The 26188-nt window shown below is 66.7% G+C and carries 16 protein-coding genes and 1 pseudogene; 9 read left to right on the top strand and 8 right to left on the bottom strand.

The genetic code is table 11. The features are described from left to right. Positions 1–396: 396 nt before the first annotated feature. The 4 genes from ACSU6L_RS26310 (at position 397) to ACSU6L_RS26295 (ending at position 4680) form a co-directional block, all read left to right on the top strand. Positions 397–708, top strand: coding sequence for a trypco2 family protein (locus tag ACSU6L_RS26310; RefSeq protein ID WP_437060632.1), 312 nt, complete (start codon positions 397–399; stop codon positions 706–708). A gap of 145 nt (positions 709–853) precedes the next feature. Beyond that, on the top strand, positions 854–3535 hold the full coding sequence (locus ACSU6L_RS26305; RefSeq protein ID WP_437060630.1) for an NACHT domain-containing protein: 2682 nt from the start codon (positions 854–856) through the stop codon (positions 3533–3535). 95 nt (positions 3536–3630) lie between these two features. After that, complete coding sequence (locus tag ACSU6L_RS26300) at positions 3631–4146, top strand: hypothetical protein (RefSeq protein ID WP_437060628.1); 516 nt, start codon at positions 3631–3633, stop codon at positions 4144–4146. A gap of 180 nt (positions 4147–4326) precedes the next feature. Then, complete coding sequence (locus ACSU6L_RS26295; RefSeq protein ID WP_437060626.1) at positions 4327–4680, top strand: hypothetical protein; 354 nt, start codon at positions 4327–4329, stop codon at positions 4678–4680. A 72-nt stretch (positions 4681–4752) separates the two neighbouring features. On the opposite strand, the gene ACSU6L_RS26290 is transcribed toward ACSU6L_RS26295, so the two are convergent. Then, positions 4753–5235, bottom strand: coding sequence for a hypothetical protein (locus tag ACSU6L_RS26290; protein ID WP_437060624.1), 483 nt, complete (start codon positions 5233–5235; stop codon positions 4753–4755). 350 nt (positions 5236–5585) lie between these two features. On the opposite strand from ACSU6L_RS26290, the gene mobF reads away from it, so the two are divergent. From mobF to ACSU6L_RS26275, 3 genes and pseudogenes are all read left to right on the top strand, one after another. Continuing rightward, positions 5586–10031, top strand: a complete 4446-nt coding sequence (mobF, locus tag ACSU6L_RS26285; protein ID WP_437060622.1) for a MobF family relaxase — start codon at positions 5586–5588, stop codon at positions 10029–10031. 350 nt (positions 10032–10381) lie between these two features. Further along, positions 10382–10675, top strand: a complete 294-nt coding sequence (locus ACSU6L_RS26280) for a hypothetical protein (protein ID WP_437060620.1) — start codon at positions 10382–10384, stop codon at positions 10673–10675. Positions 10676–10864: 189 nt separating this feature from the next. After that, positions 10865–11263: pseudogene (locus ACSU6L_RS26275) on the top strand (transposase family protein); the annotation flags it as partial. A 156-nt stretch (positions 11264–11419) separates the two neighbouring features. Here ACSU6L_RS26275 and ACSU6L_RS26270 read toward each other — a convergent pair. Both ACSU6L_RS26270 and ACSU6L_RS26265 read right to left on the bottom strand, forming a co-directional pair. Next, positions 11420–15550, bottom strand: a complete 4131-nt coding sequence (locus ACSU6L_RS26270) for an nSTAND1 domain-containing NTPase (protein ID WP_437060618.1) — start codon at positions 15548–15550, stop codon at positions 11420–11422. Positions 15551–15673: 123 nt separating this feature from the next. Further along, positions 15674–16006 (bottom strand): CU044_2847 family protein, encoded by a 333-nt coding sequence (locus ACSU6L_RS26265; protein WP_437060616.1) that lies wholly within the window; start codon positions 16004–16006, stop codon positions 15674–15676. Between the two features lie 402 nt (positions 16007–16408). On the opposite strand from ACSU6L_RS26265, the gene ACSU6L_RS26260 reads away from it, so the two are divergent. Continuing rightward, complete coding sequence (locus ACSU6L_RS26260) at positions 16409–16984, top strand: hypothetical protein (protein ID WP_437060614.1); 576 nt, start codon at positions 16409–16411, stop codon at positions 16982–16984. A 30-nt stretch (positions 16985–17014) separates the two neighbouring features. Here ACSU6L_RS26260 and ACSU6L_RS26255 read toward each other — a convergent pair whose 3' ends face one another. Genes ACSU6L_RS26255 through ACSU6L_RS26245 form a run of 3 tightly spaced genes read right to left on the bottom strand, consistent with a single transcriptional unit; the run spans position 17015 to position 20350 of the window. Then, on the bottom strand, positions 17015–18373 hold the full coding sequence (locus tag ACSU6L_RS26255) for a restriction endonuclease subunit S (protein WP_437060612.1): 1359 nt from the start codon (positions 18371–18373) through the stop codon (positions 17015–17017). Continuing rightward, complete coding sequence (locus ACSU6L_RS26250; RefSeq protein ID WP_437060610.1) at positions 18370–19575, bottom strand: HsdM family class I SAM-dependent methyltransferase; 1206 nt, start codon at positions 19573–19575, stop codon at positions 18370–18372. The genes ACSU6L_RS26255 and ACSU6L_RS26250 overlap by 4 nt, the downstream gene beginning before the upstream one ends. After that, positions 19475–20350 (bottom strand): type I restriction-modification system subunit M, encoded by an 876-nt coding sequence (locus tag ACSU6L_RS26245; RefSeq protein ID WP_437060608.1) that lies wholly within the window; start codon positions 20348–20350, stop codon positions 19475–19477. The genes ACSU6L_RS26250 and ACSU6L_RS26245 overlap by 101 nt, the downstream gene beginning before the upstream one ends. Before the next feature lie 935 nt (positions 20351–21285). On the opposite strand from ACSU6L_RS26245, the gene ACSU6L_RS26240 reads away from it, so the two are divergent. Beyond that, entirely contained in the window at positions 21286–23400 is a 2115-nt protein-coding gene (locus ACSU6L_RS26240) for an NACHT domain-containing protein (protein ID WP_437060606.1), read from the top strand. Positions 23401–23435: 35 nt separating this feature from the next. Here ACSU6L_RS26240 and ACSU6L_RS26235 read toward each other — a convergent pair whose 3' ends face one another. Together ACSU6L_RS26235 and ACSU6L_RS26230 are read right to left on the bottom strand one after the other, a co-directional pair. Next, positions 23436–23957: a DUF6262 family protein gene (locus tag ACSU6L_RS26235; protein ID WP_437060604.1), complete on the bottom strand. Its 522-nt coding sequence runs from the start codon at positions 23955–23957 to the stop codon at positions 23436–23438. Further along, positions 23954–26041, bottom strand: a complete 2088-nt coding sequence (locus ACSU6L_RS26230) for a tyrosine-type recombinase/integrase (RefSeq protein WP_437060602.1) — start codon at positions 26039–26041, stop codon at positions 23954–23956. The genes ACSU6L_RS26235 and ACSU6L_RS26230 overlap by 4 nt, the downstream gene beginning before the upstream one ends. Positions 26042–26188 lie beyond the last annotated feature (147 nt).

The raw sequence follows: 26188 nt of genomic DNA, 5'->3' as shown, positions 1-26188 counted from the left end.
GTCGAAGTGGCGGGGCTACTGTGCGACCCCTGGGCCGGCTGTGGTGGGAGTCGGTTGTCGGGGTGCGGGTGGTTCCCTCCGGGCGGGGAGATTGTGAGGGGGTGCTGTGACGACGGAAGCTAGTTGGCCCCTCCGATCGTTTGTTGGCCCCCTTGCGACCCGGGCCCGTCGTTGTTTCGATCGGGTAGCGAGATCCTGGCTCGTCGCACAGCTGCTGCTCTGGAGGCGTGTGCGTGGATGCAGGGACGTGCGTGCACTTGGAACGGTGCAGACGGGAGGAGCTGCCTGCCGCAGGTCCGGCACGGTGCATGACTTCTACTTTGGGTGAACGGATTCTTGCTCGGCGTGGCTGCTCTACGGTGGAACCCGTCACACGATGCCGGACTTGGGGGATGCATGTCGCGGGAGCCTTGGGTAGAGCTTGGTGAGACGGTCAGTGCGATTCGAGCACAGCTGCAGGCGGCTATGAATGAGGGTGACAGCCAGTCGTTGAGGTTTCGTACCGGTCCGGTAGAACTGGAATTCTCCCTCGCAATTCGTAAAGAAGGCGAGGCGAAAGCCAGGGTTTGGGTCGTGCCGTGGTCCGCCGAGGGGCGCGGTGCCCTGAGCTCAGACAGGGTTCACCGCATCAAGTTCACCCTGCATCCCATCGACGGCGACGGTGCAGACGCTCGCATCGCTGGCACGTCTGACCAGCGGCCCTCCTGAGCGTGGGACAGCCTGAGGCAGGGAGGCGGCATTGGAGCTAGCGCGGGTTGTCGAGGTCTGGGTACCCGCTGCGAAGCGGGTGGGTAGCGGATACTTGCTCACCGAGCGCTTGGTGTTGACCTCATACCACGTTGTACAGGGGATAATGGCAGGCACACCAGTCGAGGTCCGGCCTCTCGACGATCAGCGCTCCATCCCGTGGCTGACAGCGTCGGTGTGTTGGCCGATCGAACCGGTGGACATCGATGCTGCACCTGGACAGGATGCGGCTCTATTGCTGGTTGATGCGCTCTCTTGGAATTCCAGTCCCCTGCCCGGCCGCGTGCGCTTCGGGCAAGTCGCTGGCCAAGACCGTGTTGCCTGTTTCGGGGTTGGCTTTCCCGATGCAGAAGTACGTCCAGACAGAGGGCGCGACACCATGCCTGTGCGCGGCCACGCCGACCCGTTGCAAGCCCGGAAATCTTCGCTGCTGACTGTCCATGTGGACGAGGGCATTGTGCCTCGGGCACGGGGCTGGGCTGGCGCTTCGGGCACCGCCTTGTTCTGTGGCCCTCTTCTCATCGGAGTGCTGGCTACCGACCGCAACATCGCAGACGACGCCAGCGTCCTCGCTGCCGTCCCTGTCAGCGCCCTCGCAGCCCTTCCCGGTTTCGGCGAAATGCTCGCCCAGCACGGCCTCGACGTGCGTATCGAACACGAACCAGTGTTGAACGCATATTTGACCGCTTCACAGGCAGCGTCCCGCGAACATCCCTATGCGGGCATGCTTCCCGGAATCACGCCACCGCTCGCCACCGTGTACCTAAGAAAGCAGCAGGCTCTTTTACTGGACCCCGAGCAACCAGAAGGCATTGGCGCGGTTCAGGAATTACTCGAGGCCCGACAGTTACCTCTGCCCGCCGACGAGGTCCTGGCCGAAGAGCAGACATGCGTGTTGATCGCTGGACCCGGTGGTGGCAAGACCAGCCTGTTGCGTACCCGCCTTGCACACGGAGTCACTCGCTGGCTGGAGGGTCGCTGTGAGAACGCTCTGCCCGTGATGGTCACCGCTGCAGCCCTCGACGGCCGCCCGCTCGCGCAAGCCCTCGCCGAGACGGTCTCCGCGGACCTTGCGGCGCACGGCCTAGTAGACGATCTTCCCCCCATCTTCTTCAGAACTCCTCCGCAGTCCGGCGCACGCTGGCTCGTGCTGGTCGACAGCCTGGATGAGATCCCCGACCCCGCGGCCAGGAAACGCGTTCTCGGCAACCTGGCGGCAGTCTCTAAGGGCGAACACGCCGACCTGTACCGCTTCGTTGTGGCGAGCCGCCCGCTCCCCGCCGGTGAACTCGAGGCCTTGGGCAGCCATCTGGCCCACTACAACCTGGAACCCCTCCGCACATCCGATCTACCGGGAGTCGCGTCTGGCTGGTTTCGGGAGTTCGGCGTGCCCGACCCTGACCGTGCCGCTCGGCAGTTCACCGAGGCCTTGGCGCGTGCCCAGCTGACTGACGTGGCCCGCATTCCTCTGCTCGCCTCAATGCTCTGCCAGCTTCAAGTCGCGGCTCCCGGTGAACCGTTGCCCCCGAGCCGCGGCAAGATCTTCCACGACTTCACCGCGCTACTGCGTGAACGTGAGTATGAGTACACCAGTGATTCCAAAGCCCGGCAGAGGCAGACTCCATACGCTGTTCTGGAACGCTTCGGCCCTAGCGCTACCGCACAGGCTAAGCAGACAGTGAGCAGCATTCACGTACTTATCACCCATCTTGCTGCTGAGCGCTACCGAGGCAGCACTCAGTCAGCGATCGCCATCGTGGAGTCCAGGTCCGAGGCTAAACGGCCCCAGGACGTTCCTCAGGACAAGTGGCGTGACTTTCTGGGCGCGAGCCTACGGGCCAGCTGCTTGCTGACCCTTCGCGGGCACGAGTACGAGTTCCTGCATCAGACCTTCTTGGAATACCTCGCGGCCTGCGACGCCACCCGAGACGAGAGTGCCCGCCACCAAGTACTCCTCGGCATGCGTCCTCAAGGGTGGTGGGCTCGATATCACAATTTCTGGGAGCCGCCTGCTAGGATCAAGTCCTCCTACTATGGCTTCGTTATTGAAACCTGGCAGGGGGACGAGCGGCCTCTTATCAGAGTGTTGAAGCGATGGGCCTGTCTAGGAAATGTGACCGGACAGGAATTCCTTGCAGAGCAAATGATCCTCGGCACGGCACTCCCAGATTCTGTCACCCGCATTCTCGAGAAAAATCTCGAAAGCTTGGCCCGCTCCGCCTTCCCGCAATGGCGGACTAATTCTGCCGCCGCAACGCTGGCTCGGCTCGACCAGGACTGTGGCGCCCAGCTCGCCCGCGACCCGTCCGTCACTGGGCCCGCTCGAAAGCACGCCGCTCTCGAACTGGCCAAGCTGGGCGATAAACGCGGACCTGATCTCCTCGCACACGTCGCACATGATGCGCGCCTCCGTTCAATCACCCGCCTGCTGGCCTGCACGGAGTTGGCATATTTTGACCGTCCGCGCGCCACTGACATCCTCGCCACGATTGCTCGCGACAGCAGCCTCGACCTCTACGATCGCCACTGGGCAGCTAAACAATTGGACAGCCTTGGCGATGAACGCGCTACACCTATCCTTGCCGAGATCTTCGTGCCATTCCGCCACCGCATTGAACGGGAAGCGGTCTGGGTTCTAGCCCTCATTGGATCGGAAAGCGCTATGGATCATCGCCTGCACCTGAGGTATGCATTGCCGCTTACCTACCTCGCAAGTCCCGGCAGCCGCAGGCTCGAGCACAGGATGGTTGAGCTCGTAAGGCGCTGGGCCACACACGCGGATCCGTAGTTTCGCATGCGGGTTCTGCGGTACGCCACGGGGCCAACTATCGCTCCTCATTCGGGTCACTTGTAGATCCGCGAGCCGCGCCGACCTGCGGCGGCTTGCTGGACGTAGGGCAAGTACCGTGCTTCGTCACAGGTGCGGCGGACTGTGCGCAAGGTCGTCTCGGAAACGACACGATCCGTCCGACCAGCAGCAACCCCGCCGGCGGCCCCGGCACGGACCTGTTCATCGCGGCATACCTGGCCACCTACCCGCACCCGCTGCCCGGCCTGGACGCCAGCACCGCCCGCATCGTACGAGCCGACCAGCTCCGCCAGGGTGACGTGATCCTGGGCGCCTTCCAGCTGGACGACCAGCAGCCCGGCCCCGCGACATTGCAGTCCCACATCCCTCGGTACGCCGACCCCTCCCCGGCGTGCGGGGCGTGCAGTCCGGACTGCGCCATGTTCACCATCTCCGCGCAACACACCGGACGCACCGCGTTGCACATCACCGCCGTCGGCCGCGAGGTCACCGGCCCAGAAGACTCCGACGAAGAGCCTTTTCATCTCAACGACTTCGCCGACACGCTGTATCTGATGATCCCGCACACCGCCGACGGCCAGCAGGCATAGCCGCCGCTACGACCGCAGCCCTCGGGGCCCGGGGACACCGGCACGGTGTTCCCGGGCCCCGGGGCGTGGATGTCGTAATGCGCGCCGCATCATGCCCCTGGGCCGAGGTACTGTCACGCTTGATCAGCGCGTACAGCATCACGCGCCCGAGGGAAAGGGGAGCCCGTGACGCGCAGCAGAATGACGGAGACGCCGATCGAGGATCTTGATCTCGGCTGGATCGGCATGACGATCGAAGTGGACACCCCTGACGGCAGCCAGGTTGGGTTCCGCCTCGCACGCTACGAGAAGACCACCCGCGACGGCGAACCGCTGTGGATCCTCTTCAGCACCGACCACCCGTGGCGCACCGAACTGTCCGCAGGCGCCAAGATCCGGTGGATACACCAGCCGGCCGACCCCGGCCGGCCGACGGGGTATTACGTCCCCCAGCAGCAGTACACCAGCCCGGTAACGGCTTCTCCGGCCGCGCCCGCACCTGGCCAGCTCAACCCGAGCTCCTGGGTGACTCCACCGGCGCCCGGAACCCGGTGACACACGCCGCACACGCCGCGACCCCCGACCTGGACCGGTAACAGTCAGGGCGGGGGTCGCGGTGCGTGTGCATCAGCCGGGCAGGGCCACTGACTCATCTGACGGAGCGGACGTCTCGACGGCTGGCACCAGAGATGGCGGCGGCACCGACGGCGACGGCGCCACCACGGGCGTCGGCGACGACGGCGATCCTGCGCTCGCCGGAGCGCTCGCGGTGCCGTCCAAGGACGCCTTGATCTCGCGTACCACGGCCTCGGGCACGCCCAGGCGATCCGCCACGGACCGCACGCCGGTGAGCGCCAGCATCTTGCCCACGACGTCGTTCATCTGCTCCCGGAGCTTCCCCGTCTCCTTCTCCACCTCCCCGCGCACCTTCTCGGTGTACTTCCTGATCTTCTCCTCGGCCGCGGACTCCTTGTCGGCTATCTCGTCCTCTGCCTCGAACCAGGCAGTCGCCAGGTCCTCCAACTGCTGCTCGCGCTGCCGACGCTCCGCCGTGCGGGCCCGAGCCTTCTCCCTCGCTTTGAGCTGGCGGGTGGTCCTCCGCTCTGCCATGGATGCCCTCCCCATCGGTAGGTACACAGTCATTGTGGTCCCCACACAACGGCCGATGCTACGGCGAGTTGATCAGCCGTCTGGCGGACTGTCCGCGAGTCGGAGGTTCACTCCCGGACAGCCCGGACCCACCCCTTGTGGAAAACCAGAACGTGGTGGTTGTCCCCAGGGCCGCTCAGGAGAGCGCCCCTGGGGACAACCACCACCGCTGCGCGGACCGCGCCAACGGCGCGGCCGGGATCGCTCGTTGGCTGGCTCGTTCCTCGCCTTCCCCAACTCACTGCACCCGACCGCGCCGTTGGCGCGGTCGAAGCTTTTGCATTCACAATGTCACAAGGTAGGCTGAGCGCATGATGACCATCCACAAGCTCAGCGCTGGGGATGGTTACCTGTACTACACACGTGAAATCGCCACCGGCGACGAACGCCGGTCGGGCAAGCGTGAACTGAGCGACTACTACACGGCCGATGGCAACCCGCCCGGCGTCTGGGTTGGCGGCGGGGCCGACGAACTTGGCGTTCAAGGCACCGTCACCGAGGCCCAGATGAAGGCCCTGTTCGGTGAAGGTCTGCACCCGGACGCCGACCGCATCATCGCCGAGGCCCAGGCCCAGGGGCTCAGTCCGGCCGCCGCCGTACGACAGGCCCGGCTCGGCCGGCGGTACTACCAGTACGAGCAGACCGAAGGCCCGCTCGCCGCCCTGATCCAGGACGCGATCCAGGACTTCGAGACGCGCGAGAGACGCGAGGCGACCGACGCCGAGCGCAAGCGCATACGTGGGCGTGTCGGCGCCATAGCCTTCCGCGAGGACTTCGGTCGGGCCCCGAAGGACGCCGAGGAACTCAGCCACTACATCAGCGCCAACACCTCCTGTGGTCGCCAAGCGGTCGCGGGCTACGACCTGGTGTTCCGCAACAAGTACGGCTCCGTCCTGTGGGCGCTGGGCGATGAGGAAACCCGTCTTGAGGTGCAGGCTGCCCACGAGCAGGCCATCGCCGAGACACTCGCCTGGATCGAGGAGAACGCCCTGGCGACCCGTACCGGCATCAACGGCATCGCGCAGGAAGACGTGCGCGGCGGCCTGATAGCCGCCCGCTACCGGCACTACGACAGCCGCCGCGGCGATCCGCTGCTGCACGACCACGTCGTCGTCGCCAACAAGGTCCACGGGCTGGACGGCAAGTGGCGCAGCATCGACGGCAAGCTGCTGTACGCGATGGGAGTTGCGGCCAGCGAGCTGTACAACCAGCGCGTGGTCGAGGAGTTGTGCCGCCGACTCGGAGTACAGGCTGAGGAGCGGGAGGTCACCCCCGGCAAGCGGCCCGTGATGGCCATCAGCGGCCTGGACGACGACCTGATCGAGGCGTTCTCCAAGCGGGCCCAGGACATCCGCAAGGACTTGGACAAGCTGCTTCAGCAGTACCGGCGCCGGTATGGCAAGGAGCCCGACACCGGCGCCCGCATGGCCCTCATCCAGCAGGCCGCGCAGATGTCCAGGCCGCACAAGAAGAAGGCGCGTGCCCTGTCGGATCTGCGCGCGGCCTGGCGTGAGGAGGCCATCGCGCTGTTCGGCGCCGCGCGAGTCGACGGCTTGGTGGAGCACCTGCGTGCCATCGCCCGCCGCTCGGCCACGGATCAGGACCCGGCCGCCGCGGTCGACGTCGAGCAGGCCGCGCGGGACGTGCTGCAGGTGGTCTCCTCCGAGCGCTCGGTGTGGGGTGAGCGGCATGTGCTCGCCGAGGCCCGGCGCCATGTCGTTCGCCTAACCCGGGGCCGTGGTGACACCCGGGGGCTGGCTGAGCGGATCACCCGGCAGGTGATCGCGCACGGCTCGATCGACCTCACTCCCCCGGAGCTCCACCAACCCTTTGCGCCCTTGCTACGCACCGACGGCAGCAGCATCTACCGGCGCCGCGAGTCCCGGCTCTACACCTCCAGCGAAGTCCTGGCAGCCGAGTCCCGCATCCTGAACGCGGCGCGTACCTCGGTCATCCCGCCGCTGGGCACCGACCGTTTCACCGCCATCGCCGACCGCTTCGGCGGGCCCCCGCTCGACCCCGGCCAGCGTCGCCTGGCCCAGGCGTTCGCCTGCTCCGACAAGGCGGTCGTCGTCGGCATCGGTCCGGCCGGCTCGGGCAAGACCACTGCCCTGCAGTTGGTGCGCGACGCCGTCACCGCCGGCGGCGGACGCCTCATACCTCTGGCCCCGTCCAGCCGGGCGGCGAAGGTCATGGAGGACGACCTGGGCACCGTCGCCCACACGATGCACAGCTGGCTCGCCCAGCGCGACCGGCTCGCCGAAGGACGCAAGGTCAAGGATGCCTTCCAGCTCCGTCCGGGCGACGTCATCGTCGTCGACGAGGCGGGCATGGCCGGAACCCGCAACCTCGCCCGGATCGTCGCAGAGGCCGAAGCGGCCGGCGCCCTGGTCCGCCTGATCGGCGACCCCGCACAGCTCGGCGCGGTGGAGTCCGGCGGCGCCCTGCGGCTGGTGGCCCGCGAGGTCGGCGCGGTCGAACTGGAGCAGTTGCACCGCTTCCGCACCGACGGGGAAGCGGAGGCCACCTTGGCGCTGCGCGACGGCGATCCGGCCGACGCGTGGACCTGGCATCTCGCCCAGGGCAGGATCGTCGGCGGCGGCCCGCAGGAGATGCTGGACTCGGTCTTCGCCGCCTGGCAGACCGACACCGAGGCCGGCCTGCACTCGCTGATGATGGCCGACGACACCGATGCGGTCCGCGAACTCAACCTGCGCGCCCAGGCGTTCCAGATCGCCTCCGGCCGCCTGGACCTGACCCGCTCCACCGCCCTGCGCGACGACCTGCAGGCCGCCGTCGGCGACCTGATCGTCACCCGGAAGAACCAGCGCCGCCTGACGGTCAACGCAGGCCTGGACTTCGTGAAGAACGGTGACCAGTGGCGCATCGAAGCCCTCGACCAGGCGGGCAACGCCACCGTCCGGCACACCGGCCACGGCGGCCGTGTCGTGCTCCCGGCCTCCTACCTGCGACGCCACGCTGAACTCGGCTACGCCTCCACCGTGCACCGCGCGCAGGGCCTGACGGTGGCGACCGCGCACGGTTTGATCACCGCCAGGACCAGCCGCGAGTCCGCGTACGTCATGGCCACCCGCGGGCGTCTGTCGAACCGGCTGCACGTGGTCGCGGACGAGGGCCAGAGCATGCGCGACGTGCTCGACACCGTCGCACGCAGCAACCGTGGATTGGTCTCCGCGCACGAGACCATCCGGGCCGAGCAGGACCGTGCCTACAGCATCGGCCAGCTCGCCGCCGAGTACACCGACGTCCACGCCCGCACGGTCAGCCACCGCATCCAGAACCTCGCCCGGCGCGTCCTGGGCGGCGCGGCCGAGGCGTTCATCGACTCCGACGCCTGGTCCGCGGTCGAGCGCTCGCTGAAGAAGGCGGAAGCCGAAGGCTGGGACGCCGCGCGGCTGCTCACCGCCGCGTACGGCGAACGCGACTTCGCCGACGCCGAGGACGTCGCTGCGGTGCTGTCCTGGCGCATCGACGCCCGGGTGGAAGAGGGCCGCGCTGCCGCCGAGCGTGCCGCCGAACGGGAGTCGGATCCGGGCCGCAGCCGCCCGCTCAAGCACCTCGACGAGCAGCTGCTCGACCGCCTTCTGGAGCGCGCCGAGCGCCTGCGGCACGAGGCGCTGGACGAACTGCACCGCGCCGACGCGGCGGTGGCCGGCCAACCTCGCCATATCGTCGTGAACGGCCTGCCGCACCCGGCTTGGCCTCGCCGGCCCCACGGTCACCTCACCCGCGCCGACCTCGCCGCTGCCATCGCCGCCGCCCGGCGCCGCATGCGCCGCGCCGCCCTCGAAGGCGATCAGGCCGCCGAGCGCACCGCCGCCGCGGAACACGCCGAGCTGCGCCGGGAGCAGAAACTGCGGCGGGACATGCGCCCTCTCGACCGCATGCGTGAGGACTGGCAGCGCGAGCCCCGGCGCGGTGCCAGCCACACCGCCCGCCAGCCGGTCGAGGTCACCCTCCGCGAGCTGACCGCCAACCTGCACCGGCAGGACGAGGCCCGCCAGCGACTGCGCCGCGCCGAGATCATCGCCGAGCGCATCCGCGCCGAGCGGCGCCTGCGCGACCAGCTCCCCCACGGCCCCGCCCCGGCGCCGGACAACTCCGGCCCGCTCCCGGACTGGCTTGCCCCCTCGGCCGCCGTACGGGACGCCGACACCCCCGAAGCCTGGCGCGCCCATCTGGTCGAGCGCCGCATCGCGCTCTCCCAACGGCTGAAGCACAACGGCGCGCTCCTGGCCACCAACCCCCCGGCCTGGGCGCGCATGCTGGGCCCTGTCCCGAACATCGGGACCGAGCTGCGGACGCTGTGGGAGCGCACCGCGGCGCTGGCGGATACCTGGCGGGTCCGGCACGTCTGGACGACTCCGTCGAGGGCATCGGCGAGCAGCCCGAGGACCCCCGCGACGCCCACGCCTGGGCGACCCTCCAGGATCGGATCAATGAGGTCGGCCGGCGCACCAGGGCGTGGGCCGCCGCCCGCGCCCGGCCGGACGATCCCGTCTCCGGCATGCGCATCGCGGCGCGTACCGCGGAGAACTTCCACCACCGCCTCCTGGAGGCCCGCTTCACCGACGCCGACGACCGGCAGGCGGTCACGGCCGCCGCCGCGGCGTTCGCCGACGTCGCCTTGCGTCTGGTGTTGGACGGCGAGGAACCGCCGGAGCAATGGGTCCAGCAGATACCAGCGCCCGACGAACAGGACGAAGAGCAGAAGGCCCAGTGGCGGAAGCTGGTAACCGCCTTGGCGAGCTGGCGAATGCTGCACCAGACTGATGGGGACGACCCCCTCGGGGAGAGCCCCGATGAGACCGACCTGCGTGCGCAGTGGACTGAGCTGCACGACGCCCTGACGCTCTTCCAACGCTCGCGGATCCAGCAGCGGCTCGTAGAACTGCGGGCGCGGCGGGAGGCCGAGCGCGCCCGGCGTGGTCTGCCGCCCACCGGTGAGGCGAGGTCCCCCCGGGCATCTGCGGCCACCCGGCAAGCTCGCCGGGCGACCGAGGACGAGCAGCAGCGCCAACAGCGCCCCGGCCCCGGCCTGGGCCCCCACCGGGATCCGAGGAGCTAGCAGGAAGGAGAGGAAACAATGGATGACCAGCCGACTGACGGCCTCACACAGGAGCAGCGCGGCCAGCTCGCCGAGTGGCTCACCGAGCGCAACGCGCGCATGGCCGCTCTCAGGCACATGCCGCCTCCGGAAGGCACCCTCGACGAGCGGCTGCGCGCTATGGACGCCGCCTATGAGGCCAGCTCCGACCGGGATGACGAGAAGGCGCGAGAGAACCACGAACTGCGCCGGACGGTGGCCATCCTCGAGGAGGCGATCCGCGCCCTCCTCAACGGTCGGCTGCCCCTTCCCAGCACGACGGCACAAAATTGAAACCGCCGTCGCCGCTACCTCGGTCATGTCCCCCAACGAGCTCGTGCACAGTAGGCGGTGAGGCGTCGAGTTCCCGATCGTCGATCATGATCAAAAGGCCGGGATCATCGATGAGATCCGCGTTCGGCGCCCGGCAGTCGGCCGCAAGAACCGAGACAAGCTCACCTCAGGAAGAGTAAAAAGCACGCCGTCAAGGCCTTGGTGGTCACGTATCAGGACGGCCGCGTGCTGTTCTGCAGCCCAGTCGAACCGGGCAGCTGCGCGGATATCACCCACGCTCGTCAGTTAGGGCTGGTCAGGCTCCTGGCCCATGAGCCCGCGGTGGAAACCCTCGCGCGTGCCGCTTACCAGGGGCGCGCAGACCGGCGGGTGGGTGGCGACACCATAAAGTTCAAGAAAGCCTCAGACTGGTACGAGGAGATGCACGAACGACAGCGCAGAGCGCACTCCTCGCGCCGCATTCGCATCGAACACGGCGTCGCTCACCTGAAGAACTGGCGAGCCCTGGCCCGCCACTTCGGCCGCAGCGACACAGTCCAAGCCATCGCCGCCCTGCTGTCCCACCACCAGGGCGGCGCCCCGATTTAGGCACGGCCCATGTGAACACCAAACCCCGCCGAGGCCCAAGACGCCTAACCGCCTATCGTCACGAGCTCGTTAACCTTGCCATCTGGAACGACCGTTGCCGGCACTTTCTGGTGTGTCGCCGTCGGGACTCTCGCCAAGGCTTCTGAACCGATTGGCTCAAGATGGGCAAACTGGATTAGAAGGCATGTCGGTCACATAGGTCGACCGTTCCTGCGGCGTGAAATCACGGCGGAGTGCCTCGCAGATCTGTTTGCTGGCCTGGGCTGGCTCGGGAAGATGGGTAGGCCTCAACTGAACCGTTCCGTTGGGGCCTGTGACCGCCAGCATCGATCCATCTGGATTGAATGCCACGATATCTACCAAGTTAGGGTCACCAGCGAATGTCTCACGGATGTCGCCGGTGGCCCTGTCCAAAAGCCGTACCGTCCCGTCTTGGCCACCGGTCGCGAGGGTCTTGCCGTCAGGACTGAACGCCACAGAAAGGTCACCGCCGCGGTGCCCGCTGGGAAGAATGCGAGCGTGTCCCGTTGTAGCGTCCCAAAACCGTATCGTGCCGTCATCACCGCTGGTGACCACCGTGTTGCCGTCCCGACTGAACACCACTGAAGTCACTTCTTTGACAGGCTCGCGCGTCACACTGTCGAGGACCTCTCGGTGGCCCGTAAGGGTCCGTCGCATCTTACCCGTGGAGGCGTTCCAGAGACGAACGGTTCCGTCCGCACCCGCGGTCGCGATGATGCGGCCATCAGGGCTGAAGGCCGCAGAGTTCACACGCCCCTTATGCCCGGTCAGCGTGTGCAGTGTCGCACCTGTCCGCGTATCCCATAGGCGGGCGGTCGCGTCACCACCGGCGGTGACGAGAATACGACCGTTGGGACTGAATGCCACAGAGTTCACGCCCCGCGGGGGCATGTGGGTACCCGGTGGTACGCCATCGGTGTGGCCTCTGAGAGTGCGACGCACTTTCCCTGAGGACACATCCCAGAGGCGGGCGGTTCCGTTTGCACCGCCGGTCGCGAGAAGACCACCATCGGGACTGAATGCGACAGCTTGCACTTTTCCATCCGAGCCGGTCAGGACGTGACGCTGCTCGCCTGTAGTGGCATTCCAGATCCAAGTAGTACCGTCGAGGCCGCCGGTAGCCACCGTGCCGCCATCTGGATCGAATGCAATCGCCGCTACGTTGCTGTGCCCCCTCAGTGTCACGCGAGCTGTGTCGGCCGTCATGTCCCACAAGCGCAAGCTGGTGCTGTCGGGGTCGGCGGTGGCCAGGATGGCGCTGTTCGGGCTGAACGCCAGCGTGCCTACGCCGTTCCCGTGGCCTGTGAGGATGTCACGCGTGTCGCCATCTGGCGTGCGTAGGCGCACCGTCGCTTCCCCAACGCCAGTGACGGCCAGCGTTCCGTTGGGGCTGAATGACACCGTGCTGACTCCGCCGAAGTTGTCGGACAGCGTTTGGCGGACCTTACCGGTGTCCGCGTTCCACAGTAGTACCAAGTCGCTTGTGGCCCCCGCGGTGGCGAGGGTCGCGCCGTCCGGGCTAAACGCCAGCGTGTTGAGGCCGTGGGGTGGGGCGATCTTGCGACGCAGCTTCCCTGTCTCGGTGTTCCAGAGCCACACGAGGTCATCCCATGCTTGGAGTTCCTTATCGTGTCCGGATGCCGCCAGGGTGGTGCCGTCAACCGTGAACGTCAACGACGTCACTCCACCACGAGGGCCCTTGTGGATAACTCGTGACTTCCCGGAAGCCAGGTTCCACAAGCGCACCGTCCCATCTCCCCCAGTACTGGCAAGCGTGGAACCATTTGGGTTGAACGCTATGGACCTCACCCCGTTGTCGACGTAGCCGGGGTGACTGGAGTGTCCGCTGAGCGTCCGCAGAGCCGTTCCCTTGGCGATGTCCCAGAGGCGGATTGTGTTGTCTTCACCGGCCGTGGCAAGCGTCGTGCCGTCCGGGCTGAAGGCCACAGCAGCGATGCCGCCCTCGTGGTGAGAGATGGTACGCAGAGCTCTTCCACTCTCCGTACTCCACAGCCTCACGCTCTCCTCATAAATGCTGCTTGTGGCGAGGATGCTGCTGTCCGGGTTGAAGGCCGCTGAGTCCACCCCCCTGGCCAGTCCGCCAAAGACACGCAGGAGAGGGGCTTTCGCTGCTGCGTAGAGGCTGCGGGTGGCCTCGGCAGTGGGGCTGGTCCGGTATGCCTGGACGGCTAGCAGCGACGCGAGGTCCGGGTCTCTCGTCAGCAGAGAACTGGACTGGATGGCTAGCTGCCTTGACTGGGCAACCTTCTGGGCGGTGATCGCGGTTTGTTGCTGCCAGTAGGCGATCCCTGCGGCTACGAGGGCAAGAACGAGCAGGGTAGCGAGCAGAGCGTTGATGCGAACTACGCGCCGGGCTAGTGACCGCCGACGCTTGACGCTGGAGGCCAGGTAAAGCGCCATCTCGGAGGTCAGTCCCCGCGACCTCGACCAGTCGATGTCTGCATCTAGGTCGGTGCCGCCCAGCAGATCGTCAGGGTGCTTGCTGTGTTCCCAGCGTCGTCGCCGTTCATCGGTGCGACGCAGCCAAGCTTGGAACTGATGATCTCCAGACACCCAGCTGCGTAGGTCATGCCAATCGCGGATGAGAGCTTCATGAATGAGCTCTGCGGTTGGTGTGCCGACGACGGTGTCGGCCGTCTGCTGAACCTTGATGGTGATGAGCCGGTGGTGGGCGAGGACTTCGATTACGTCTGTGAAGTTCTTGCCATCCGAGCCGCGCGCGGTTGGAGTGTCGACGGCGAGTGCACGCAGATCCCGCAGCGGCACCTGGCGGCGCGTGGGTGGAGTGCTTTGGTCCCCAGGCTGGACCAGGGCAGTAAGGATGCGCTGGGCGAGAAGCCTTCGGTCCTGGGACAATGGTGTCAAGGCATTGTCGCACCATGCGGATAGGCTGCCGGTCACTCCTCCGATGCGTTGGTACGTGCTGTGAGAGAGGTGACCTTCCTGCCGACCGTTCCACAATTGCGTCAGGGTGACTTCAAGCAAAGGCAGTGTGGTCACCGGAGCCTGGCGCGCGGTTGGGCCAGCAGGATCGGCTGCCATCAAGTCCGTGATGATGCGCTCAGGCAGTCCATCCTCGAGACGAGCTCCAGCATCTTGTGCTGGCTTTACTATCATGGATCGGAGATCAGGCTCAGTTAAGGTGGCGGGTACATTCACCGCACCTGACCTCAGTGCTTCAAGCAGCTCTGGAGCTCCTGCGGCGAGTTGCGGGTAAAAGTCGTCCCGCAGAACCATTAGCAGACGGACGTCGGCCGGCGAGCCAACCACCGTTGCCGTCAGTTCCTGCACCGGATCACGGGGTCTCTGAACCTTTGCGGACCGGGTGAACAGTTCCTCTGCCTGGTCAACTACCAGCAGTACCTTTGAGCCTGTCGGTTCGCTGGCGAGGCGGCGGCCCACGGCTTGCCTGATGCCGTCGCTCGCAGCCCCGGTCAGACCGGCCCGTTCCAATTCGGTGAGCAGATCGGTTCGCGGCCGAGCCACGACCGGTAGCCACCTCGTGGTGCCCTGCAGACCTCCTTCGGCCAGCGCAGGTAAGACGCCGGCCTGGACGAGCGAGGACTTGCCGGCGCCAGACGGCCCCAGCAGCAGGACGCCCCGCTCTCGCCCCAGCGCGACCAATACCTTCTCCCTCGCTGCCTCCCGACCATGGAACCAGCCGGCGTCATCGGCGGTGAAAGGTTCCAACCCGCGATATGGCTGGACATCTTGTGCTGTGAACGCAGGCCAGACCTCACATAGCACCTCTGTCGGCGTGGCGTATGCGACACCGAGCCCGCGCATGTGGTCGTCCGGCTCCGTGATCGCAGTGACCATGCCGATCACCAGGCCGCTCACCTCGTCCCGTACCGCACCGCCACTGAAACCCTGAGTCAACTCATTCGCGTTGGTCAGCTGCAGCAGATCGCCCGACCCACCGACGGCAAGCAAGTCGCCGGCTCGCCCGTAGCCGAAATGACCATTAGGCGGTGCCTGAGCGGGGAAACCGAAGGAGCTCACCTTGTGCCCTCGGCTGTTTTCAGCGGCACCGAGCAGCAGGGGCCGCGCGTCCAGTGACTCCCGGAGTCGTAAAATGGCCACGTCCTGCTCTTCGGGGGCCCGCCATCCTTCGACCAGTACGGTCCCCTGCACGCGTGGGGCGCCGACCACATGCGGAAACTGGACCTCCAAGCTGCTTCCAGGACCGTAACCCGCATACTCCACGACATGGGCGCAGGTCACCACGATATCGTCGGAGGCCAAGAAACCGGCACCAGCGGCAGCCCCGTTTACAGCGAGGACTTGGACCGTGGAAGCCGACAGCGCTGATCCCCGTGTTACGCGAACACCACTTGATTCCGTGGCGTCCATCAAGCCCCCCGTCCGTTATTGGGCTTCCGCCGACTGCTCATCTTGCTGCCAAAGCACTCGTACTTTCATGTGGAACGCGCCTTGGGTCTTAGTAATGACGACTCCAGCTTCCGCCGAAAGGTCGAGTCCAAACTCGAACTCAACCTCATCAGGCCCCGCTTGACGCAGCAGATCCAATACGGCCTGAGTAGTGTCGCGGACGGGCGTCAACATGCTGCTGAGCGTTTGCGGAAGCTCCCGCACCACGTCTCCGACTCGTCCTACCTTGACGGGGCCCTGAGCCTCTCCCGCCGCCTCGAACAGAATTTCGCCGCCGCCTTCGAGCGGTACCCGCACTAGATTTCGCATCAGTGCCCCTCCCCAGAGACCGTGGCAAGGCTACCGTCGGGTGGAGCCCCGGGCATAGCGTTCAGCATCATTTATCGGGTTGCCGTCTGGGGCCGCGGTTCCGATACCTCCTCTGCGTAGGTATGGATGTCGCAGGGTTGGCACGGCGTCACTGATCGGCCTCGTCACAAACGTAAGCACTTCGTGATCGAAGAAAATGTTCGACTTCGGGACGCCAAGCGCTAGCTCGACCGAGTAACCCGTGTTCTACATGGTCAGTTTGAGGTAGCGCTTGTAGCAGCCGAGAACTGCGGCAAGTCCGAGAAAGGCCAGCTAGTTGCGTGGGTGACGCTCGTAGCGAGGGTACAGGCAGCGGTAGCCGGTCAGACAGGAGATCGTTCGGCGGACGCCGATATGCTAGTTGTGCAGCCACTCCCGCACCTGGCCGTCACGGGCAAGTGCCTCATCGCCGCCTGGCACGCCAGCGACTCCCAGACCGACCAGCCCGCTCTCAGCGCCGACTCGAAGACCACCTTTACTGTCCAGGATCTGGCCGCGGGGAAGACGATCGCCTCGGTCAGCTGCACCTCCGCCGATCGACTGATCTTGCAAGCCGGCTCTGCGCAGAGCTCCACCCGCACCTCCGCGAACGGTCGCTACCTGGTCTCCGGGCAGACCGCCTTCGACCTCAACTCCCGCACCGGCCGCTGCTACACCAGCTCGGCGAGCAGCAAGGGCATCGACTTCACCGCGGTCGGCAACGACGGCACCGCCTACGGCCTGATCCACACCGGCGACGGCAGTCAAGCCTCCAGCCTTTACGGGAGATTGCCGATCGCCCCGGACGGCACGGACAGCACCGAGCAGGGTGCTCGCGTCGACCTCGCCGCGGGTAGCGCCAAGGCGCTGTCCGAGGCGGCCGAGGTCCCCATCTACTTGGCCGCCTCCGACGGCGTTTTCCGCACCGGCGACGTCCTGGCGGTCTACGCCCGCCGCTGAACGGCGCCCGCCACCGGCCCCGAGCACTTCCTACCTACGCCCCGGAGTGCTCGGGGCATTGCGCTGCTGGCGGTGGATCTCCTGCTGCACATGCCGCTGCGGACGCTGCTCCCTCTCCTTCTTCGGGCCCTTCGCCGTAGGACCCTTCGGTGCTGGGTTTTGCAGCTGCGCCGACGGCCGCTGGGTTGCGGCAGTCGCCTTCACAGCCGCCTGCCATGCGCCCTGGATTATGTCCTCTGACAGCGCCGCGCCCTTGGCTGCCGCGTGGACACGCAGCGCCGCGAGGAACGGCTCGGCCATGAGCGCCCCTTCCTGCGGCGGCGCCACCTGCGTCTGGGGCTTGTCGGCCAGCTTCTGCGCCGCCGCCTGGGACTTGTCGGCCAGCTCCAGCAGCATCTCGGCCTTGCGCCGTTCGGCAGGCGTGGTCGCCGCCGCGGCGGCGAGCCGACCCCGGTCGCGCAGCCGCTCCGCCTGTGCGGCAAGGGCCTGCTGGGTCAGGGACCGCTGGTCCGGCGCCTGGCTCTGCCGCTGCTGCGGGGCCGCGGCCGTGGGCGCCGTGGCCGGAGCGTCGGGGACACGGCTGCGCTGCGGCAGCGGCGGCGCCGGGGCCTCCGTGGACTCCCGCTCCGCTGCGGGGGCCGCCGGCTGTTCCCTAAGAGCCGGAACGCCGGCCTCGACGTACCATTGCGACGGCTGGATCACGATGCCAACGGTGATGTCTCCCGCGACGTAGCGAAGTGGCGCCTGTCCGTACTCGCCAGCCTCTTCCAGAAGGAGATCGACCACAGCTCCGCGTCGCTCTCGCAAGAATCCCACGAACCGCTGCTGCGCTGCGATGAGTTCATCGATCTGCCTAGTCTCTCCGTCCAGGTAGTCAGCGATGGCACGTTGCTCAGCACCGGAGGGAAGTGGGACAGGAATGGCCGCCAGCTTCTCGGCCGTTAGATGCGGCATGGAAACGACGTTGCAATACCTCCGGATGAACCCAGTGGCGCGCAGGGCGATCAGGTAGTACGCAAGGAATCGCCCATCGTTATCGCCGTATGGCCGGATGCGGTTGATCGAGTTCTGGAAGCCCCAGCCGTCCAGCTCATTATCGACGTACGCAGCCCGTCCGAAGCCGCCCTGTCCGCCTTCGACCACTACGACGTCACCTTGCCGAAGGGTGAGGTCCTTCAACTCGCCAGACGAAAACCACATTTCCTTGACGTCGTCCAGCGCAAGGACGCCGTCAGGCTGGACGTTGGCCGCCCTCATGTACGGAGCAAGAACGTCCTGGCCGGTGTCTTTTGTCTGAAGCATCTTGCCGAGAGTGACGCTCCCCAGGTGCTTGACCTGACCGATTGTCCAAGGCGATTGGGTTTCTCCCCAGGGAAGAGGGGCGCTCACTTGCTTGCCTCCATCTTGTGCAGCAGCCCGAGGATTTCCTGCAGGGATTCGTCGAGGTCGGCGTCGATCTCAGCAAGGCTGCGCGGAGGAACGTACTTGTAGAAGTGGCGGGTGAAGGGGATCTCGTAGCCCACCCTGGTCTTGGTGTAGTCGACCCAGGCGTCCTCGACGTGCGGCTTGACACTCGCGGTGAGGTACGCCTCGATGGTGGCGTCCTTGGCGTCGTGGCTCTTGGCGTGCCCGTTCCAGCCGAAGGGGATGTTCTCGGTATCGCGCAGAGAGATATCGGGCTCCGGCGCCCCCTTGTTCTTGCCGGATTGAAAGCGGCAGATGTCGGCGTTCTCGTCGCGCTCGCCGAGGGTCTGCCACAGGGCCTTGCGCTGCGGGGAGGTTAGGCTAACGCCGCGGGAACCGAGATGCTTGCCCAGGTCCTTGAGGAAGTCCTCGCGGTTGAGGTACTGGCCCCCGTTGAATGCGTTAAGGGCACCGATGAGGTCTTCGATGTTGCCGAGGGTCTTGTGCTCAGCGACAAGGGCGACGCGCTCGGGTGTGGTCTCGAAGTTCAGGCGCAGGGGCCGCTCGACGGTAATCTGCCAGTAGGCGAAGTCGAGGTTGTCGAAGATCTTGGAAGTGTCCGAGCTCTCCATGTCCGCGTACTGCTGCAACACGCGCTCACGGGCGGCCTCGTCAATCTGAACACGCTTGGACCCGAGGGACGGACGCATCTTGGCGCCCAGGTCGGTGGCGTCGATGAGCTGCACTTTGCCTTTGCGCTCGGGGCGCTTATTGTTGTCGAAGATCCACAGGTACGTGGGGATGCCGGTGTTGTAGAACATGTCGTTCGGCAGCGCGACGATGGCTTCGATCAAGTCGTTCTCCAGCAACCATCCCCGGATGTTGCTGGAGCCGCTCCCGGCACCGCCAGAGAATAGCGGGGAGCCGTTCAGGACGATGCCGGCGCGGGCGCCACCGTCCTGGCTGTCAGCGGGGCTCATCTTGGCGATCGCATGCTGGACGAACAGCAGGGCACCGTCGGAGGTCGGCGGCAGGCCAGCCCCGAAGCGACCGCTGAAGCCCTTCTTGTGCTCCCTCTCCACGTGCTCAGCGATGTTCTTCCAGTCCACGCCGTAGGGCGGGTTGGAGAGGATGTAGTCGAACCTGTCGTCCTGGAACAGGTCGTTGGTCAGGGTATTGCCCAGCACGATGTTCTGCGGGTTCTGGCCCTTGGCTGAGCATGTCGGAGCGGCACATGGCATAGGACTCCGGACGCAGCTCCTGCCCGTACAGGAGGAGTTCGGCATCCGGATTCATGCGGTGCAGGTGCTCCTCTGCCACGCTGAGCATGCCGCCGGTGCCGACGGTGGGGTCGTAGATGCTGCGAATGGCCTCGCCAGACAGGGCCTTGTCGTCCTCGGCGAACAGCAAGTCGACGAGCAGATTGATCGCGTCGCGGGGGGTGTAGTGGTCACCGGACTCAGCGTTGGACGACTCGAAGTCCATGTAGATGAGGTGCTCGAACAGCTCGCCCATCTTGGAGTTCGGCACGGCCTCGGGGGACAGGTCGATGTCGCGGAACTGGCGGACGATCGTGGCGAGGATGCCGCCCTTCCTCATCCGCTCAATGTGCTCGGGCAGGTGGAAGTATGTGAAGACGTCGATGTCCTTGCTGAAGCCGCGTACGTACTCCAGCAGGTTGTCGGCCATGTCGTCGCCGGAGTCATACACCGAGGCCAGGGTGTGCTTCGTCGTGTTGTAGAACTTCACACCGCCGGTGAAGGACTTGATGATCTTTACGCGCAGCGTCTCGTTCGGCTGCTGGGCGATGATCGCGGCAACCTGGTCGCGGTGGGGCGCCATGACGCACTCCAGGCGACGCAGGATCGTCATGGGCAGGATGACGTCACCCGCCTTGTTGCGGGCGTAGACGCCACGCAGGGTGTCGGCGATGGCCCAGACGTCCTTCTTTAGGTCTACCACTCGTGTTGTCCTTCCTAGCACGGATGAGCGGGCACCCGCTGAGATGCTGACCAGTGACGGCGCTGGTCCACTCACGAAAATGTAGATGGTGCCACTGACAGGGCTGACACCCTTCAGACAGCAAGACCCGCTTTGCGCGAAAAAGTCCATGTATCGCGCGCATGCTGGCCACATGGGTACGAGCGGCAGCGACGGCGTTCTTTGCCTACCGCACGACCGACAGCCGAGAGAAGCGCACTGTGAGAGCGCCGAGCTGTCGCCGACACTCGCGTTGCCTGGACTCCCTTGCCCAAGTACGTCAGCCTCTCCGGCCGCTCCGATGGCCATGGCCGCACTCATCAGCGGCCATCAGCAACGGCCCAGCGACCAGGCCCTCGGGTATCCGAGCTGGGAAGCCTGGCGTGAGCAGCCGAAGGTCCGGACGTACATTCGGCATGTGAATGGGATGCCAAGACGCATCGACCCCAGCACAGACCGGGCAACCGCTGCAGTCATGCTGGGCTGCTCGCCAGACGAAGTCGGATACTGCCCCAGGTGCCAAGGGCTGACGCGCAGATATGGCCGCAACGCTCAGAGGGTTCTCTGGGGTCGGCCGAGTGGCGCGAGGCATCGTCGGACGACTCGTTGCTGCTCAGGGCAGGTGCGGCTGACGGTATCGGATGCAACAGGTGTGGCGCCATCGCTGGATCGAGCGACGGGGCTGAGTGGTTAACTTCGACATGGACATCACCCGCCTGCACCGCTGTGCGGTCCCCGTGCCTCCGCTGCACACCCCCTAACCGAAGAGGAGCGTGGAGTGACGGCCCGATCGTCGCAGGATGCAAGGGGTCAGATAACCCGGCATCCTCAGGCGCTGCAGCTGATTCACTCTGGAAGAGCGATGACTAAGGCAGTTCCCCGGCATGGGCCGCGCTGTGGCGTTCATTATGTGCGGCATGAAGAGTGGGCGGGGGCGGCTTGCCGCGTGGCTGTACGGCATGGGGGCAGTGCTGGGGCTCGGCGTGGCGGCGCTAATGCTGCCGGGGGCCAAGCGGGGGGATATTGACCCACTGAGCGCGGTGATCGCCTTAGTGGGGCTGTCGGTCAGCGGGTGGGCCGGTAATCTCGCCTGGCTCTCCTGGCGGCACCAGGAGACCGACGTCGCCGGCACGGCGAGCAGGCTCGCCGTAGCGGTGCTCGACTCCGAGACCAGGGCCAGAAAGAGGCTGCTGGGTGGGCACGGCAGTTCGATCGATCTGGACTTCGTCTATATGCCCGCACCCCATCACAACGCTTCGGGGGCTCGGCCCAGGGGGAAATCACGCCAGGTTGTGGCCTATTACCGCCGACTGCGCCCTGGCCGACTGGTGATCACCGGACCGCCCGGGGCGGGGAAGACCCTGCTAACCCTGGAGCTGATCCTGGGCTTGCTCCAGGACCGCAAGCCTGACGATCCGGTGCCCGTGCGGCTGTCACTGTCGTCGTGGCACACCCTGCTCGTCCCGGTGTCCGCTGCCCGTCCGGGCGAGGACCCGGTGAAGGCTCTGCGGGAATGGGTCTGTTCACATCTGGTGAACTCCTACCGCCTCTCTCAGGCCGCCGCCGATGCGCTGTTCGACGCTGGAATGGTGCTGCCGGTGCTCGACGGCCTGGACGAGATGGCCGCGGAGAACGCGCCGGACTACACCTCCCAGGCCCGGCGGGCGCTCGACGCGCTCAACTCCTACCAGCGCGGGCTGGACAGCGCGAAGCTGGTGTTGACCTGCCGCACCGAGCAGTACCAGGCGCTGGAGTCGGCACGCGTGTGGCTCAAGGACGCGGCCCGGGTGGATATCAGCAGCGTGAGGCCAGCCAAGGGCCGGGCGTTCATCGAGAGCAGGACGGACGACCCCGCGCGATGGGCCGGGGTGCTGGACGAGATCTACGGCTCCGTCGGCACGCCCCTGGCTGCGCGGCTCGCCACGCCCTGGCGGCTGACCCTGGCCGCGGTCGTGTACGAACAGCGGGACCCAGCCACAGGCGCGTACGTGCGAGACCCCGGTGAACTGGTGGAGCCGAACTCGGACGGGGACCGAGGCCTGCGCGATCGTCTACTCGGCCTCTTCGTCGAAGCGGCCGTCGCAAGCCATCCAGCGCCTCGCGGCACGCTGTACTCTGCCGACCAGACGCGCACCTGGCTACGGACCCTGGCCGCCTACCTGCACCGCAATGAGACCGAAGGCCGTTCGGTGCGGGGGCGTCGGCTGTCCGGCACCGATTTGGTCCCGTACGCTCTTTGGCCTCTTGCCGGGACGTACCTGCCGCGCGTCGTGCACTGCCTCGTCTTAGCTCCAGTTTGGGTGATCCTGCCCTGGCTCGCCGTGCGCTTCTGGACGATGCTCTACAGCGGCCTCGCGTTTCAGGTTGCGGTATTCGTGTGCGTTGGGCTGTGGGCCGTGTGGACGACCGAGGCATGGCAGGCGTGGCCGACGATGTTGCGGGCCCTGCCGAGGAATCTCCTCTCCCGTAGCGGGGCTCGCGGTCTGCGCTTCGGCTGCGGCTGGGGCCTGATACTCGCCGCTGTCGTTGGCGTGCCGGTCTGCCTCGCGCTGGAGCTGGGGCTGACGTTCTCCGTCGGGGCCGTCCTCTGGATAGCCCTTGTTCTGACGGTGTGGCTGGGCGTGGGGGCGATGAGGCTCGAGGATCCGCAGGTGCTGGACATGTCGGACCCACGCCACTTCGTGCGCGCCGATATCGTAAGCAGGCTCGGCCGGGGCGTCATGATTGTGCTCGTCGGGGCACCAGTCGTGGTCTTCGTCATCGCACCGAGCATCGGGGTCCCGCTTTCTGCCGCACTCGCCTGGCAGCTAGGGGTGACGCTCGCATTCGCCCTGGTGGCGGCGTCCAATGCTTACCGCTATCTCGCGTTGTTGCTGTGCACGCGCCGTGGGAGCCGTCGCCTGCCGTGGCGGCTCGGTGCGTTCCTCGCTTGGGCCGAGTCGGCTGGCTTGCTTCGAGTCGCCGGTGTCGCCTACCAGTTCCGGCACCGTGAGCTGCAGGACTGGCTCGTCGGTCCCGCACACCATCCATAGCAGGGGGACGACTCCACGCGCGGCGGACCGGCTGGTCATTCGCGCTGGTTCAAGGCTCTGGTCAACTGCCGGTTGGCCTCCCGGGCGGCCTCGAGTTCGGCCTCTCGTTCCTCCAGAGCAGTGGTCAAGTCGACGGTGCGCTGCTCCAGCTGGATGATCGTCTGCTGGAGTTCCTCGGTGTCGGCCGGGCTGCCCAGACCGGACTCATGCCACGCCTGGTTCCCGAGGCGCCGGGAGAGGCGGTTCTCCAGATGCTGGACCCGTGCGGACAGACGGGCGGCGCGGGCGTTGGCGTTGGCCAGGTCCGCCTGCAGCGACGCCCTGGTGGCCGTCCCTGGTTCTGGCATCTCACCGGCCGACCGATTGCTGGCCGTGTGGAGGAGCTCCAAGAGGTCGCGGTGACGGTAGAGGAAGGTGCGGTCGACACCGGCTGCGCGGGCGATGGCCGATGCGGTCAGCGGTGTGTCGTTACGCGCGGCGGTCGTGATGGCTTCCTGGACGCGGCTGCGGCGCCGTTCGGTGCTGGCCTCGCGGCCGTCGCTCATCGCAGAGGTCACGTCGCAGTCCTTGTCGGGCGGACGTCGGGAACGGGCTGGCCGACACGTGGCATGCCGAGCATGACGGTGCGGCTGCGGCGGACGAGGGTGACGGCCTGTTCGATCTGGGCGCGGTCCTCGGGGGTGAGGTCTTCAAGGTCGCTCTGGACGCGTTCGATCAGGCGGCGCACCCTGCGAATCTCTTCCTGCGAGGGCATGGCCTGGGTCCGGGCCCAGTCGTCGGCCTCGAACGCGGACATCAGTCGTTCGCGGCTGCGGAGCAGGTCGGCAAGATGGGCCTGGAGGTCGGGGAGATAGGAGACGTCGGTGGAGAAGTGTTCGCAGCCCAGGCAGCGGAACCGCAGCGGGCAGGCGTGGCCGCCGGCCGCGACGTTGGAGGGTTCACGGCACACGCCGTAGGGGGTGGCGACCTCGCCGATCGCGCGACGGACGTGTTCGGAGTCGAGCAGGCTCTTCGCGGTACGCCAGACACGATTGCCGTGCCGGTCGAACTGCAGGGCGGTGACCCGGTCAACGGCTTCGCGACGTCGTTCCTCGCCGACGCGGTAGTAGCCCATGGTGGTGCTGATCAGCCGGTGGTCCATCAGTTCCTTCAGTACGTCCACGGGGACGCCGGCGTCGGCATGCCGCTGGGCGTAGCAGTGCCGGTAGGCGTAGGGAAAAATCCGGGCCTTGTCGAACGGCACCAGCTGCGTGACGCGGGTGTCTGCGTGGACGACAACCACTGGCACGAGGAGATCGGGGAGGGAGTCCACCCAGGCCCGGTGCTGGGTGGAGATGTCCACGAGGGGTTTGGTGCCCTCCGGGTTGGTCTTGGGTCGCGGAAGGAGTCGCAGCCGGGTCTGGTCGGCGCTGGGGAAGCGTTCGCGGACGCGCTGTTGCTGGCGGCGGATGGTCGCGGCGGTCTCGGCTCCGATCGGCAGGCGCCGACCGAGGCGGTACGCCTTGTGGTTGTCGTAGACCAGGATGTCCGAGCCGTCCGAGTCCTGCTCCAGGCAGTTGAGGGCAAGGGTGTTGATCTCGTCGGGGCGCCGTCCGGTGTCGATGAGCAGCTCGGTCGCGACGCGGACCTCGATGCTGCTCATGGCCTCTAGCTCGTCGAGCCGGTCACACAGCTCGCGCATCACCTCTTCCGGCAGGTCACGCCCGGCCTCGGTGTCCTCCGGCTCGTCGGGCATATCTTCCGGCGAGATCGCGAAGTCGGCAGGCATCCCCTCCAGCAACTGTCCGGGCGCGGTGAGCCCGAGGGCGCGGAAGCGGAGGAGGACCCGGCGGACGAACCGGGTGAAGGCCAGGCGCCGGGCCGGGCTGATCCGTCCGGTTGAGGTGAAGTAGCCCATGTGGTTGGTGAAGGCGACGATGTCGCTGCGTCCCCATACCGCGGGCACCGCGCCGCGGTCCGGACGCTGCACGCGAAGGCTCTCCGAGAGCATGCCCATGGCGGCGATGATCGCGCGAGCGTGCTGGACGGCGTTCTTGTTCCGGCGCCGGGGCAGGTCGTCGTACACCCAGATCTTCATCGCCTCCCGCAGCGGCTCCTGCAGCACGGGTGCGAACGAGATGTGGCCGCTGTAGCCGAAGACCGCCATGTCCCACACGTCCTTGACGCGTTCGGCCTCAGGCGTCATGTTCAGCAGGCGCAGCGCTCGCTGCCAGGCCCGGATCATCGTGACCTGTTCGCGGCTGTGCCCGTGAGCGGCCGGATCCGTCACCTCCTCCAGCTCCTGCACCTGGTGGGCGCGTAGCCGGTCATAGAGCGGACGCAGGCACTCGGGCCGGGACTTGAACCCTTCCCGGGTGCGGACCGACAGCCCGTAGAGGAGCTCGGCGACGAGCCGGTCCGGCAAGCCGCGCAGGCTGACCTCGCGAGTGGTGCAGATCGCCTTGTCCGTCCGGCGCCAATGCGCCTCGTCGAACCCTGGCGCAGTCCGGGCCTGGTAGAGGCGGTTCAGGTGTGCCTTGCAGTACGGGTCCTTGCCGCTGACGGCTTTGAGGTAGCACGCGGCCACCTCGCACGGCCCGAATCCGGCATGCCCGATGACGCTCGGGTGGGCGAGGAATTCCTCCAGGCTCAATGTGCGCAAACCGGTGCTCGTGTGCTGGGCATGGTGCGCCTGACACAGCCGGCCGGTGACAGTGACGCGGGGCCGCCCGCAGCCTGCGACCACACACGGGCCCTGGCCGACACCGCGGCTGGTCTGCTTCGGCACGAGCAGGAACTCCTCCAGAGG

Source organism: Streptomyces sp. enrichment culture, from assembly GCF_964272855.1.
GTDB lineage: Bacteria > Actinomycetota > Actinomycetes > Streptomycetales > Streptomycetaceae > Streptomyces.
This window is presented reverse-complemented; position numbering and strand designations above follow the sequence as displayed.